We start from the raw sequence: 13,184 nt of genomic DNA on the forward strand, positions 1-13,184 counted from the left end.
TTATACTGGTGAAGTGCATGTTGTTAAAATGAAAAGAGGAAAGACCAACAATTTGAAAACCTTTCCTCCCAACTAATACTTTCTTATTAGAAGAATTAGATCGAAAAATGTAACATGATTGTATGTTAAAAATTGTTAAATAGTTGATGGTACAGTACTTTTTAGTATTTCCACTTTGTCTGCAGCAATTGGAATCCTCTTGTTAAAGCCATTAATAATTGCATAGAATTTTTTTCCATAATAATTAATTGCCTTGACATGGTCAGAATTTATAAAATATGATTTATGACAGCGAATAATAGAATTATGAATTTCTAAGTTTTTTTCTATTTCACTCATACTCGATCTAAAAATTACATTATTCAGCTTTTGCTTATCAAGAAGAGTATAATAGATACTAACATAATGACCTTCAGATTTCATGTAAATTAAGTTAGAAGCAGGAATAACCAATCGTTCATTTTTATTTTTACCTCTGAGGTCTAAAATTCCCTTAGAATTATCATCTAGTTCAATATTAAGTTTGGTTTTATTGGTTATGTAATGAACCAAATCAAAAAAATTAATAAGTATATAAAAAACTACACCAAAAACACTTGTATAAATAAGTGATTTTATAGTAAATTCAATCGAATAAGAGAATGAAGATGTTTCTCTAACAATGTATTTTAACGAAAGGTTTAGGAAAAAATAAGCGAATAGGTTGATAAGAAAAAATATACCTAGAAAAATGCATGCGTGGTATAAAACCTCATGTCTGTATAGCCAAGGATCTCTTTTAGTTGGTTTAAAAATGTGGTAGTTAATTAAATAGGAAACACTGGCAAGTAAAGCAAAAACTACCGATGTAAATAGCTGCGAACTAAATTCATTAAATTTAATATTAGAAAAAGGGAATAGCTGAATCAACAAAAAGGTAGCTATGAATGTAAAAATCACAGATTTTTTTTTGTCATATAATTCATTAGGGCGATAATGTTTTTTCTCGAATAACCCAATTATCGAAGGTAATCGTTCACTCATGTATAGGTACAGCTTTAATTTAAGGGATGACATACAAGATATTAAATATTTAAATGCAAATCAATATAGAATTGTGTGAAAACCACAAAATATTAACATATTGTGTTTTAAATATTTAATTATGGTTTTGTGGAATCTAATGATCCTAAAAATGACAAAGTCTAACATCATGATTTTTAAAGTTTAATTTTGACCACAGAACAAGGAATAATTGTGCCAATAACAGACAGACAATGTTATTATTGCATTCTTTGTTTTAGTATTCAGGTTGGTCTGTGGGGGGACAATTTGTTTACGGTGAAGGCAAAATAGATATTTTTCTATTTTGCTTTTTTTATGGCTTACAAATTAACAGTGTTTTATTTGAAAAAATCTAAAATTTCCGAGAAAAAACAAAATATATAACTTGTTGTTTTTCAATTGATTGTTTTGGTTTTGATGAAACCTTGCTTTTACTACTATGAATGGATTAATTTTAAAAGAATATTTAAAATACTTTTACACTGTAAACGAGAAAGAAGAAGTGCTGTTAAACAAAGTTTACTACACTTTGCAATTGTTTGAAAAAAATAACCTTTACTATTTATTATTAAATAGATTTCCCCTTAATTTAATAAAAGAGAGCATTTAGCTCTCTTTTGTTTTTTGTATTCATGACCTCGTGAATTGTATTTATTCGAGCTATTGGGTTAATTATACTTTTAAGAATGTTTTTTGAAAAAAATATTTTGTCTTGTTTACTGTGCTTTCATGGTGTTTTAGGTTGGTCAAGTTTAGAAAAGAAGAATGTTTAATGAAATTATTACATCTATTAGATGTAAGGGTTTTGTTTTTAAAGTGTTGTTTTTAAGTGTTTTATGTTTCGTTATATGAAAATAATTATTGAGTAAGATTGTGTTCTGTGAAAGGGATTGAAAAAACGGGTAATATTGTTGTGTAACTGTTTGTTTATCAGTTTTAATGAGTTTGAAGGGTGGTACTTTATTAACTGTAAATTTAGAATATGAAACAACTAATTACAAAGCGAGTTTTAACCGTTATCCTATTCTGCAAATCGTTATGGCTTTTTGGTCAGAAAGGAAATGACTGGATGAGTTATCTTGATCCGGAAACTAATATTGCGAACCTAACAATACCAGGAACTCATGATACTGGAGCTTATGGAAAGGCGGATCTAACCGGGGAGCAACATGTTTTTCCTCGGTCGACTTACATTACGCAAAACTTATCGTTTTATGAGCAATTAAACAAAGGAATACGTTTTTTTGATATTCGTTTAAAAGAAAGTGATTCTTATTTATCAGGTGACCCAATAATAGTTCATGGTGATATTAAGTTTCATACCAGATTTAAAAGAGATGTTTTGGGAGCTATTAAAAGGTTTTTTAACGAAAACAAGAATGAGGCCCTTATAATGACGATTCAAAGTGATCAAGGAAGTGCGAGTAAGCTTTCGACAGAACTTAGAAATATAATTAACGATCCTTCTTACAGTAAATTATTTTTCACTGATAACAGACTTCCGAGATTAAAAGAGTTGAGGAGTAGAATATTATTGATTACTAGAAAACTTAATAATGTTCCTGGTATCAAGTATAGTCCGATAGATAATGTTACTTCGGTAGCAAGTCCATATGCTGGTAATCTTAATGGACCTTACATCAAAGTAAATAACTATTATGATTTAGGAACAGATTCCTGTTTTTCATGGCCTTTTAATAATTGCGATAAAAATAAAGATAGAAAATGGGGAAGAGTTAAGGAGTTAATGGAGGAAGCTCAGAATAACAGGTACAGTAACCGCCTTTATTTAAATGCAATAAATGGTTATACTTCAACTAATATAGTTGGTATTCCCACTCCAATACCCAATATTACTGCTGTTTCAGATTATATGAACCCGAGAGTAAAAAATTATATGAAAAAAATAGATAAAAGCTATGGAGTATTGATTTTAGATTGGGTGGAAGCGCCACTAATTTAGGCTATATATAAAGTTAATTTTGATGAATGGGCTTTTAATACAAGGGCTGTAATATATGAAGATTCGAACTATAGAGGAGATGCAATAAGAATAAATGGAGATCTTCGAAGATTGTCAAGTTCGTATGATTTTAATGATGAAATCTCTTCTGTAAAAGTTAAACCTGGGTATGAGTATTTTGGATATGAACATAACGATTATGGAGGGAAATATGTTTCTTTAAGAGGCAATGTGAGCTATGTTGGAGGAGCTATGAATGATAAGATATCTTCGTTGTACTGGTTGTCGATTCCTGAAGCGGTACATTTTTACGAAGATGTAAATTTTACTGATGATGGAAGCCGCCTCACTAGTTTTACTAATGGCTCTTATGATGATTCGCTTACTAATACCAGTGTGGGTAATGATGAAATATCATCTTTAAGAATTCCACCAAGTTGGACAGTAAGGATGTATAGAGATGCTGATTATTCCGGAGGGTGGATACAATTCAGAGCGGGATCATCAGGTTGGTATAATATAAATGACATTACAGATCATTTTTCAAGTTGGAATGATGAGGTAAGTTCTGTGAAAATTTGGAATTATAGATATTCAGGAAGAGAGACAAAGGGTTCAGGGAATACAGAAATAGAAGAAACCATAATAGATAAACAAGGGAATAGTATTGCATTCGGTAATACTAAGCGACCAAAAGCTTGTTTAGATTGTAAAGAAAATGGTATGTCAGTTAGTTTGTATCCAAATCCTGTGACTTCTAATAAGTTCGATCTTATGATTAATGCTTCGGTTAAGGAAATAGCTGAATTAAAAATATACAATGTTTTAGGACAATTAGTATATAAACAAAACTTTGACTTGACGGAAGGATTAAATAAAATACCAATTGAAACTTCTAACTTTAAAAGTAAATCAAGTGGCGCTTATTTTGTTGAAATAGAGAGAAATAATGGAGTTCGTTTAATCAAAAAGTTACTCATTAAATAAATTGCTTGACAATTTTGAGAATTTTTTTCTCAGAATACTACTTTTTCAATAGGGATGAAGGGAGCCTGATTAAAGGCTCTCTTCTTGTTTATCTTCTTCAATTAACTCTTGTTCGTATTTATCCCAGTTCTTTTTTGCTCTAATTTTTTTATAAAGTTTAATACCAAGCATTAATAAAACAGATACTAGAATTATTCCTACAACTCCCCAAATCCAATTGATAGCATTTTGTAAAACCACTAAGAATACCACAGCAAATAGAATAATAGTAGCTACTTCATTCCAAATACGTAGTTTTAATGAAGTATATTTTACTACATCATTTTGCAATTGCTTATAAATTTTCTGACAAGCTCCATGATAAAAATAGAGAGCTAATACAAAAGATAACTTAACATGCATCCAAGGCATTTGAAGATAGTAAGGGTTTCTGTAAAGCATCCAAAAAGCAAATACACTTGCCAATATTGCAGACGGCCAAGTAATAATATACCATAAGCGCTTTTCCATTAACTTATATTGAGTTTGGAGAATGGATTTAGCAGGTTCTTCTTTTTTTTCCGCCTCAACATGATAAATAAATAACCGAACAATATAAAAGAGCCCAGCGAACCAAGTGACAACGAAAATAATATGAAGCGCTTTTATGTACAAGAAGTCCATAGAAAGTTAGTTTTTAGAATTAAATTCATTAATCCAACCAGAAAGTACGTTTACCCACTCGTCGTTATCATTAATACAAGGAACTGTATAGAAATTTTCACCACCAGCCTCGATAAATTCTTCTTTACCTTCCATTGCTATTTCTTCAAGAGTTTCTAAACAATCTGAGACGAATGCAGGAGTTACTATGGCTAAATTTTTAATACCATCTTTTTCAGCCTTTCTTACAATAGTTCTATCTGTGTAAGGTTGAAGCCAAGGATCTACACCTAATCTAGACTGAAAGGAAGTGCTAACTTTAGATTCGTCTAAATTTAGCTCTTTAATCACATTTTTTGTGGTTTGATAGCACTGATGTCTATAACAAAACTCATGTGCTTTTGAAGGCGTATTACAGCAACTTCCATCAATTTTACAATGAGATTTGGTTATGTCTGATTTTTTAATATGACGTTCAGGAACACCGTGGTATGAAAACAATATATGATCGTATTCCTTATCGGCTAAATAATCTTTAATACTATTTGAAAGAGCACTTACATATTCTGGTTTATTATAAAACGCAGGAACATCAGTTATTTTCATATCCTTGAAATACTCTTGTCTCAATTCTTCTGCTAATACCGTTATTGTTTCCGTTGTAGCCATGGCAAATTGAGGGTAAAGAGGTATTAAAAGAACCTCTTTTACACCTTTATCATAAAGCTCTTGAAGACCACTTTTTAAAGACGGATTTCCATAGCGCATAGCCAGAGCAACGGGAAGTTCTGTTTTTTGTTGAACTTTGTTTTGTAAACGCTCAGATAAAACAATTAAAGGAGATCCTTCTTTCCACCAAATTTTCTGATATGCTTCGGCTGATTTCTTAGGTCTAGTATTTAAAATAATACCTTTAACAATAAATGTACGAAGCCATAAAGGAACATCTATGACTCTTTCATCCATTAAAAATTCTCCTAAGTATTTTTTTACATCTTTTGGATCAGTACTATTGGGTGATCCAAGGTTTACTAATAAAACACCTTTCATTAAAAGTATATTTTTATTTGTTAATTTTTAATAATTGATTTGTTACTTCGTATAAAGTAATAGCTAAGCTGTGAATCACGTTCATAGATGAGTTTCTTCCATACATAGGAATAGAAACAGTTGCATCTGCATAATTTACTTCCTTCACGCCATGTCTTTCACTGCCCAAAAGTAGTACAATTTTTTGATGAGCCGTAAAATCATAATCGCTTATATTTATACTTTCATCGGTTATTTCAATACCTATAATTACATTATTTTCTTCCTTTAAACCGCTTAATAAGGATGAAAAATCACTATAAGTTGAATGTTCTATTTGTTGTAATGTGTTGCGTGCTGTTTTCTTTACTATTCTGTTTTCAATAGTAGGAGAGTTTTCGTGTAAATATATTTTCGATACTCCATAACTCTCAGCAATCCTAAAACACATGCCTATATTTTCAGGGGTGCGAATTGCATCACAAACAATAGTAATAGGGAATTTATTCTCCTGGTTTTTGATATCGTAATGAGTAAGTTGTTTCATTGCTAATAAATCTACTCTTAAATAGTTAAAGGTTGTAGATGAGGGGTTACTGGTTTAGGTTTATTATATATTGTTTGGGAGTGGTTCCAAATTTCTTCTTGAAAGCGGAAATGAAATGACTTGAAGTGCTGTATCCAACTTGTAAACCAACTTCGTTAACATTAAAACGGTTGCTCTCAAGTAGTTTTCTGGCATGCTCCATTTTATAATCAAATAAAAAACTATATACCGTATCACCATAAATTTGTTTAAAACCTTCTTTTAGTTTTTTTAGATTAAGTCCTACTTCATTTGCGAGTTGTTGAAGAGTAGGCGGTTCACTCATTTGAGAAATAATAATATCTTTTGCTTTTCTAATTTTTAAGACTTCCTTATCATCGACTAAGAAAGGACAATATTCGTCATTTGTATTTTCACCACTATCAAAATGAAGACTTAAAAGTTCGTAAGTTTTACCTTTTATATACAAGTCTCTCATTGAGCTATGGCTGTCAGCAGCAAAAATTTGCTGTAGTACAAGTAAAACAGAACTCTTAATTTCTGTATTATCATAGTACTTTCTATTCTTGTTGTTTTCACTTAAAAAAGGTATATAACCCGCTTCTTTCGAAAATAGAGAGTGAAACTTTTCAATAGAGATTAACACTGAAATAACCCATGTCTTAGGAAGGATTTCCATATTAATAGGTAGTTTCTGCTGAGGATTGTATAGAAAAATAGAATGTTTATCTAGTACATTGAAGGTATAGTTACCATTATTAAAATGAAATTTACTATTACCTTTTACACAATAGTGAATCTGAATAAAAGAATTATCCACATCTCTATTATAATAATCAGCCTCTTCAGTGTTGTTCTGGAACTTGAGAACCGAAAAACCTGTTTCAAGAGGAACTTCTCTAAATGTACTTCTGGCGACATTTTTTGACATAGGCAAGTGATTTGGTTAAATAATTTTTATTTAGAATTATTCTATATTACTTGTTTCTCAATAGTTAATTTCACTGCAAAAGTACACATTTTTAAGGGTTTTAGCGATATCGTGAGATTAAAAAACTTGAAACGACATTAAAAGTTCTTCTAGCGATATTTTTAAAGATACAAAGTTTCTATTTTTGAGTGATTTTTAGGAAGAAGATATTAATGCATACAGATAATAGACCTACTAAGTTTTATAACATTGGAATCAGTTACGTAAAAGCTGATGCTAGTACAAGAGGAAAGTTTTCTTTATCAAAGGAAAGTCAACTGGCTCTTTTAAAGGAAGCAAAGCAACGAGGGATGAACGAGCTTTTTGTTTTATCTACCTGTAACAGAACCGAAATAACTGGTTTTGCTGAACATCCTTTTCAATTGATAAGTATGTTGTGTAACCACTCAAATGGATCGGTTGAAGAGTTTGCCAAAGTTTCATATGTTAATAAAGGCCAAGATGCAATACAGCATTTGTTTAGAATGGGAACAGGTTTGGATAGCCAAATTCTTGGAGATTATGAAATTGTAGGACAATTGCGCCAAGCTTTTAAACAAGCAAAAGAAGTAGGAACTACAAATGCATACTTGGAGCGTTTACTAAATTGTGTAATGCAGGCGAGTAAGCGCGTTAAGAATGAAACCAAATTAAGTTCTGGTACAACTTCTGTTTCCTATGCTGCTGTGCAATACCTAATAAACAATTTACCCGATCACAACTCTAAAAGTGTTTTGGTATTTGGTTTAGGGAAAATGGGAAAACATACTTGTAAAAACCTTTCAGAGTATACCAATAACAAAACGGTAAGTCTTGTAAATAGAACAGAACAGAAAGCTCAAGAGTTTGTGGCTGAGCATAGCTCCATAAGACATGCGAAATTTAGTGAGTTACAAAATGAAGTAGCAAATGCTGATGTATTAATAGTATCTACTGGAGCGAATAAACCGACTATAACTAAAGATCATGTACCTGCAAATAAAGAATTATTGATACTTGATTTATCGATGCCAGCGAATGTTTCGGCAGAGGTGAAAGAATTATCGGGTGTTACCGTAATCGATGTAGATGAACTTTCCAAAATAACAGACGAAACTTTAGCCATAAGACAACAGGAGGTGCCTGTTGCCGAGTCTATTATTGATACTCATAAAGAAGAGTTTAACGAGTGGTTGAGCCATAGGAAATTTACTCCTGCGATTAATGCATTAAAACAATCGTTGCAAGCTATTCAAAAAGATGAAATAGACTTTCATAAGAAAAAGATAGAAAATTTTGATGAAGAACAAGCAGAGGTTATTACATCAAGATTAATTCAGAAAATAACAACTCAATTTGTAAAACATTTAAAAGACGAAAACACTTCAATTAACTTAAGTATTGAAGTAATGTCAAAAGTTTTTGGAAATAATTTAGAATCGGTAGATGCAACAAAAAATAATTAGAATAGGTACACGTGAAAGCGAGTTGGCATTATGGCAAGCTAACAAAGTACGAAAGCAACTCGAAGAACAAGGATATCAAACACAAATAGTACCAATTAAATCTACTGGAGATATTATCTTAGATAAACCTTTGTATGAATTAGGTATTACTGGAATTTTTACTAAAAACCTTGATATTGCTATGTTGAATGGCGATATTGATATTGCTGTTCATTCCATGAAAGATGTACCAACGATTCTACCTAAAGGGATCATACAAGCGGCGGTATTAAAAAGAGCAAATCACAACGATATTTTAGTGTTAAAGGATACGGAAGAGTTCATGGGGCAAAAACAAGGAGTTATTGCAACAGGAAGCCTTCGTAGAAAAGCACAATGGTTAAATAGATATCCAACACATGAAGTTGTAGACTTAAGAGGAAATGTAAATACACGCCTTGAAAAGTTAGACAACAATGATTGGAACGGAGCTGTTTTTGCGGCTGCAGGATTAGAAAGAATAGGTAAGCGTCCTAAAGGCGCCATTTCTTTATCATGGATGATTCCTGCTCCGGCCCAAGGAGCCATTATGGTAACGGCATTGGAAGAAGACGAGTTTTCAAAGGAAGCATGTGCTATTATAAATGATAGAGACACTGAAACTTGTACCGGAATTGAACGTGAGTTTTTAAACCGTTTGGAAGGAGGTTGTACTGCACCTATAGGAGCCCTAGCAATGATTAACGAGGTTGAAAAGGAGATAACTTTTAAAGGTGTGTTGCTGAGTAGAGATGGGAGCAAAAAATTAGAGGTTACTAAAAAAGTAAAGCTTGGAGCACATAAATATTTAGCAAAAGATTGTGCTACTAAAATTATAGAAAGAGGAGGAAAGTTTATAATGATGGAAGATGAGGGAATAGAAAAAGAGTTTTCTATTTACTCAACAAAAAAGCTTTCAGAAACTCAAAAGAAATTATTACCAACTACAGTTAAAGTAGAGGATAGTGATTTTATAAAAATCAGATTTAACCGTATTGCTCCTAAAGAGGTTAAAAAAGATTTGGAAAATGTAGTAATAACCAGCAAAAATGGAGTAGAAGCCTTACTATATAACTTTACTAAAGAAGAGTTAAGTTTTAAAAATATATATTGTGTTGGTCGACGAACTAAAAAGTTGATAGAGCAAAAAATAGGAAAAGTAAAACATGCAGAAAACAATGCTCAAAAATTAGCGAAATACATAGTAGAAAATATTGAGCAAAAAGAAGTAACTTATTTCTGCAGTAATTTAAGGTTGGATACCTTGGCGGTTTTGTTGAAAGCAAAAGATATTGTTGTCAATGAAATAGAAGCCTACAAAACAATGTACAGTCCAGTTAAGTTGGATAACAAGGTTGAAGGCGTGTTATTTTATAGTCCATCAACTGTCGAGAGTTACATACAAGAAAATGAAGCAGATAAAATAGCTTTCTGTATTGGAGATACCACGGCTAAAGAAGCGTCTAAACATTTTAAGAATGTACAAATAGCAAAAATTCCTACTGTTGAAAGCGTTATTGAAATGGTAAGCCTACATTTTGCTAAAGAATCTTAAGCTTTATAAAAGAGATAAAGAGCATATCTTTATCTTCTTTTTACCATATAAACAGATTAATTTAATTTACCAAAATTCCTCAACGAGGATACATAATCAGACCCAATGTTTAATACAAGAAGACCAAGAAGAAATCGCAAATCTGCTGCAATAAGAGCAATGGTGAAAGAAAACAGTGTATCAGTAAATGATTTTATTTTTCCGTTGTTTCTTATCGAAGGAACTAATGAAAAGCAAGAAATCGAGTCAATGCCTGGTATTTACCGTTTTTCATTGGATTTATTATTGGAAGAAATAAAGGAGTGTGTTGAACTTGGAATTAAAGGATTTTGTGTTTTCCCTTCTTTAGGAGATGATAAGAAGGACAAATATGCAACGGAAGGTTATAATAAAGATGGGCTTTACATTCAGGCTTTAAGAAAAATTAAGTCACAGTTTCCTGATATTGCTTTAATGACAGACATTGCCATGGACCCATATTCTAGTGACGGTCATGATGGTATTGTAGAAAATGGTGAAATACTAAATGATGAAACACTTGAAATTTTAGGTAAAATGGCTTTGGTACAAGCGGAGGCTGGTGCTGATATTTTAGGACCTTCTGATATGATGGATGGAAGAGTCGGGTATATTCGAAAAGTATTGGATGAAGCTGGGTATACTCATGTATCAATCATGTCATATACCGCGAAATACGCAAGTGCTTTTTATGGACCATTTAGAGATGCTTTAGATTCTGCTCCAAAATTTGGAGATAAAAAAACATATCAAATGAGTCCTGCGAATTCAAAAGAAGCATTAATTGAAGCTGATTTGGATATTGAAGAAGGGGCTGATATGATTATGGTGAAACCGGCTTTGGCGTATTTAGATATTATTAAATCGTTGAAAGATAATTACGATGTACCTGTTACGGCATACAATGTAAGTGGTGAATATGCAATGTTGAAAGCAGCTGCAGAAAAAGGTTGGCTTGACGGTGAAAAAGTAATGATGGAGACTTTATTATCTATGAAAAGAGCAGGGGCTGACATTATTCTAACTTATTTTGCTAAAGAGGCAGCCAAGTTGTTAAAGAAGCAATAATTACGAAATTAACATGTTTAAAACGAATAATTTTCTAGGTATTGATTACTTTTAGGCAATTAAGTATAAACATGAACATTAAAAGAAATAAACTCATGAAAAAGTTTTTATTAGTAATAGTACTATTCTCAATAACAAATATATTCTCTCAAGACCTTTCAAAGGAAATGATTGAAGGTGTTTGGAAAGTAGAAGAAGTGAAAGTTGAATCGAAAAAAGCCGAAGTTAAGGAAGTAATTGAAGGTTTCAGAGGGGCTTATTTTTATTTTAAGAAGACCAATAACTTTGGAATAAAAACAACCCATATGTCCGAAACTTTTTCTGAAGTTACTAGAATGCTAAGAGGAACACAGTGGAAGCTGGTAGGGAATAAAATTCATGTAGGAACGGAAAAAGATAAGTTTTCTACTATGATCATTAAAGTAAAATCAAAAAAGGATGGATTTTATTTTGATTTAGCAGAAGGAAAAGAACAGCCTTTAATAGTAAAGGTGAAAAAACAATAAAAGAATAACAACAACTAAAAAGAATATAAAGTTTGATGGAGTTTAAGAAATCGCAAGAACTTTACAATAAAGGATTAGAAAATTTGGTTGGTGCAGTTAACTCTCCAGTAAGAGCTTTTGCATCAGTAGGAGGAAATCCTTTATTTATTAAAAAGGCCAAAGGAAGTAAAATTACCGACGTTGATGGTAATTCTTACATCGATTTAGTTTTGTCTTATGGACCAATGATTCTCGGTCATCGTCATAAGAAAGTTCAAAAAGCAATTACAAAGGCGTTAAAAAACGGATATTCTTTCGGGGCGTCTACCAAGAATGAAATTAAACTAGCCAAAATTGTTTGTGATGCTTTTCCAGGGATGGATAAAGTTCGCTTTGTAAATTCAGGTACGGAAGCCGTCTTGAGTGGAATACGTTTGGCAAGAGCATTTACAGGAAAAGATAAAATTGTAAAGTTTGCTGGTTGTTATCATGGTCATCAGGATGCTTTGTTAGTTGCAGCGGGTTCGGGATTAGCTACATTGAGTTTACCTGGAAGTAAAGGAGTGCCTGAAGGAGCAGTTAAAAATACGCTAATAGCAAATTATAATGATTTAGATAGTGTAAAAGCACACTTCGAGGCGAATGATGATATTGCTGGGGTTATTTTAGAACCAATTGCTGGAAACATGGGGGTAGTTACTCCGCAAAACGATTTTTTAAAAGAATTGAAAGAGTATGTAAACTCAAAAGGAGCTTTACTGATTGTTGATGAGGTAATGACAGGTTTCAGATCGAAGTTTGGAGGAGCTCAAGAGTTATTTGAAGTTGAAGCCGATATTACTTGTTTAGGAAAAGTAATTGGTGGAGGTTTTCCTGTGGGGGCTTATGGAGCTAGAAATGAAATTATGGAAATGGTTGCGCCTTTAGGTGGTATGTACCAAGCGGGAACACTAAGTGGAAACCCTATAGCTATGGCTGCGGGTATTTCTACACTTTCTGAGTTAAAGAAGCAAAATCCTTATGAAAAGTTTAACGAGGTAGCTCAAATAATAGAAGTATTTTTGCTTGAATCCGCAAAGAAGCATGGAGTAGAAATTACGGTAAATAGATTTGGTTCAATGATTAACCCGTTTTTTACGAATGTTCATGTGACTAACTTTGAGCAAGCTCAAGAAAGTGATACAAAAAAGTTTGCTGTTTTCTTTTGGGAAATGATAAGAAAAGGTGTGTTTTTACCTCCATCGCAATTTGAAGCATGGTTCTTGTCGTCAGCTATTTCAGAGAAAGATTTGAAAAAAATTATGAAAGCGATTGATAAATCAATTGAAGCAGTAGCGAATATGTAATTAAAAAAGCCTCGTAAAGTAGAAGTAAAGCTTTGATGTATATGTATTTAAGGTTATCTTCGTAGAG

The 13,184-nt window shown here is 32.1% G+C and carries 12 protein-coding genes; 7 read left to right on the forward strand and 5 right to left on the reverse strand.

Annotation, left to right across the window (positions count from 1 at the left end):
- Positions 1-135 precede the first annotated feature (135 nt).
- Positions 136-1,023, reverse strand: a complete 888-nt coding sequence (locus ACKTTV_RS19195; RefSeq protein ID WP_408032502.1) for a LytTR family DNA-binding domain-containing protein — start codon at positions 1,021-1,023, stop codon at positions 136-138.
- Positions 1,024-2,026: 1,003 nt separating this feature from the next.
- Here ACKTTV_RS19195 and ACKTTV_RS19200 point away from each other — a divergent pair.
- Entirely contained in the window at positions 2,027-3,007 is a 981-nt protein-coding gene (locus ACKTTV_RS19200) for a phosphatidylinositol-specific phospholipase C domain-containing protein (RefSeq protein WP_408032503.1), read from the forward strand.
- Between the two features lie 51 nt (positions 3,008-3,058).
- On the forward strand, positions 3,059-3,994 hold the full coding sequence (locus tag ACKTTV_RS19205) for a T9SS type A sorting domain-containing protein (protein WP_408032584.1): 936 nt from the start codon (positions 3,059-3,061) through the stop codon (positions 3,992-3,994).
- Between the two features lie 69 nt (positions 3,995-4,063).
- Here ACKTTV_RS19205 and ACKTTV_RS19210 read toward each other — a convergent pair whose 3' ends face one another.
- From ACKTTV_RS19210 to ACKTTV_RS19225, 4 genes are read right to left on the reverse strand one after another with little or no spacing between them, the layout of a single operon-like run.
- The gene (locus ACKTTV_RS19210; RefSeq protein WP_408032504.1) at positions 4,064-4,657 is read right to left on the reverse strand and encodes a CopD family protein; all 594 of its coding nucleotides are present in this window, start codon (positions 4,655-4,657) and stop codon (positions 4,064-4,066) included.
- A gap of 6 nt (positions 4,658-4,663) precedes the next feature.
- A complete protein-coding gene (gene hemH / locus ACKTTV_RS19215; RefSeq protein WP_408032505.1) occupies positions 4,664-5,686 on the reverse strand; it encodes a ferrochelatase in 1,023 nt (340 codons plus the stop codon).
- Positions 5,687-5,699: 13 nt separating this feature from the next.
- Positions 5,700-6,212, reverse strand: a complete 513-nt coding sequence (locus tag ACKTTV_RS19220; RefSeq protein ID WP_408032506.1) for a TrmH family RNA methyltransferase — start codon at positions 6,210-6,212, stop codon at positions 5,700-5,702.
- A 46-nt stretch (positions 6,213-6,258) separates the two neighbouring features.
- Complete coding sequence (locus ACKTTV_RS19225) at positions 6,259-7,143, reverse strand: helix-turn-helix transcriptional regulator (RefSeq protein WP_408032507.1); 885 nt, start codon at positions 7,141-7,143, stop codon at positions 6,259-6,261.
- 212 nt (positions 7,144-7,355) lie between these two features.
- Here ACKTTV_RS19225 and hemA point away from each other — a divergent pair, with 212 nt between their 5' ends.
- The 5 genes from hemA (at position 7,356) to hemL (ending at position 13,117) form a co-directional block, all read left to right on the forward strand.
- On the forward strand, positions 7,356-8,627 hold the full coding sequence (hemA, locus tag ACKTTV_RS19230; RefSeq protein WP_408032508.1) for a glutamyl-tRNA reductase: 1,272 nt from the start codon (positions 7,356-7,358) through the stop codon (positions 8,625-8,627).
- Positions 8,608-10,200, forward strand: a complete 1,593-nt coding sequence (hemC, locus tag ACKTTV_RS19235) for a hydroxymethylbilane synthase (protein ID WP_408032509.1) — start codon at positions 8,608-8,610, stop codon at positions 10,198-10,200. Before hemA ends, hemC begins: the two co-directional genes overlap by 20 nt.
- A 105-nt stretch (positions 10,201-10,305) precedes the next feature.
- Positions 10,306-11,286 carry a porphobilinogen synthase gene (gene hemB, locus ACKTTV_RS19240; RefSeq protein WP_408032510.1) on the forward strand — a complete coding sequence of 327 codons (981 nt, stop codon included), beginning with the start codon at positions 10,306-10,308 and terminating at the stop codon, positions 11,284-11,286.
- A gap of 95 nt (positions 11,287-11,381) precedes the next feature.
- Complete coding sequence (locus ACKTTV_RS19245; protein ID WP_408032511.1) at positions 11,382-11,792, forward strand: hypothetical protein; 411 nt, start codon at positions 11,382-11,384, stop codon at positions 11,790-11,792.
- A gap of 35 nt (positions 11,793-11,827) precedes the next feature.
- Entirely contained in the window at positions 11,828-13,117 is a 1,290-nt protein-coding gene (gene hemL, locus ACKTTV_RS19250; protein ID WP_408032512.1) for a glutamate-1-semialdehyde 2,1-aminomutase, read from the forward strand.
- The last annotated feature ends 67 nt before the right edge of the window (positions 13,118-13,184 follow it).

The sequence above is a fragment of the Tenacibaculum xiamenense genome, assembly GCF_964513065.1.
GTDB classification, from domain to species: domain Bacteria; phylum Bacteroidota; class Bacteroidia; order Flavobacteriales; family Flavobacteriaceae; genus Polaribacter; species Polaribacter xiamenense.

Excerpts from the sequence above, each read along its gene's own strand:
- ACKTTV_RS19195 (WP_408032502.1), bottom strand. The coding sequence starts at position 1,023 with ATGAGTGAACGATTACCTTCGATAATTGGGTTATTCGAGAAAAAACAT.
- ACKTTV_RS19200 (WP_408032503.1), top strand. The coding sequence starts at position 2,027 with ATGAAACAACTAATTACAAAGCGAGTTTTAACCGTTATCCTATTCTGC.
- ACKTTV_RS19210 (WP_408032504.1), bottom strand. The coding sequence starts at position 4,657 with ATGGACTTCTTGTACATAAAAGCGCTTCATATTATTTTCGTTGTCACT.
- hemH (WP_408032505.1), bottom strand. The coding sequence starts at position 5,686 with ATGAAAGGTGTTTTATTAGTAAACCTTGGATCACCCAATAGTACTGAT.
- ACKTTV_RS19220 (WP_408032506.1), bottom strand. The coding sequence starts at position 6,212 with ATGAAACAACTTACTCATTACGATATCAAAAACCAGGAGAATAAATTC.
- ACKTTV_RS19225 (WP_408032507.1), bottom strand. The coding sequence starts at position 7,143 with ATGTCAAAAAATGTCGCCAGAAGTACATTTAGAGAAGTTCCTCTTGAA.
- hemA (WP_408032508.1), top strand. The coding sequence starts at position 7,356 with ATGCATACAGATAATAGACCTACTAAGTTTTATAACATTGGAATCAGT.
- hemC (WP_408032509.1), top strand. The coding sequence starts at position 8,608 with ATGCAACAAAAAATAATTAGAATAGGTACACGTGAAAGCGAGTTGGCA.
- hemB (WP_408032510.1), top strand. The coding sequence starts at position 10,306 with ATGTTTAATACAAGAAGACCAAGAAGAAATCGCAAATCTGCTGCAATA.
- ACKTTV_RS19245 (WP_408032511.1), top strand. The coding sequence starts at position 11,382 with ATGAAAAAGTTTTTATTAGTAATAGTACTATTCTCAATAACAAATATA.
- hemL (WP_408032512.1), top strand. The coding sequence starts at position 11,828 with ATGGAGTTTAAGAAATCGCAAGAACTTTACAATAAAGGATTAGAAAAT.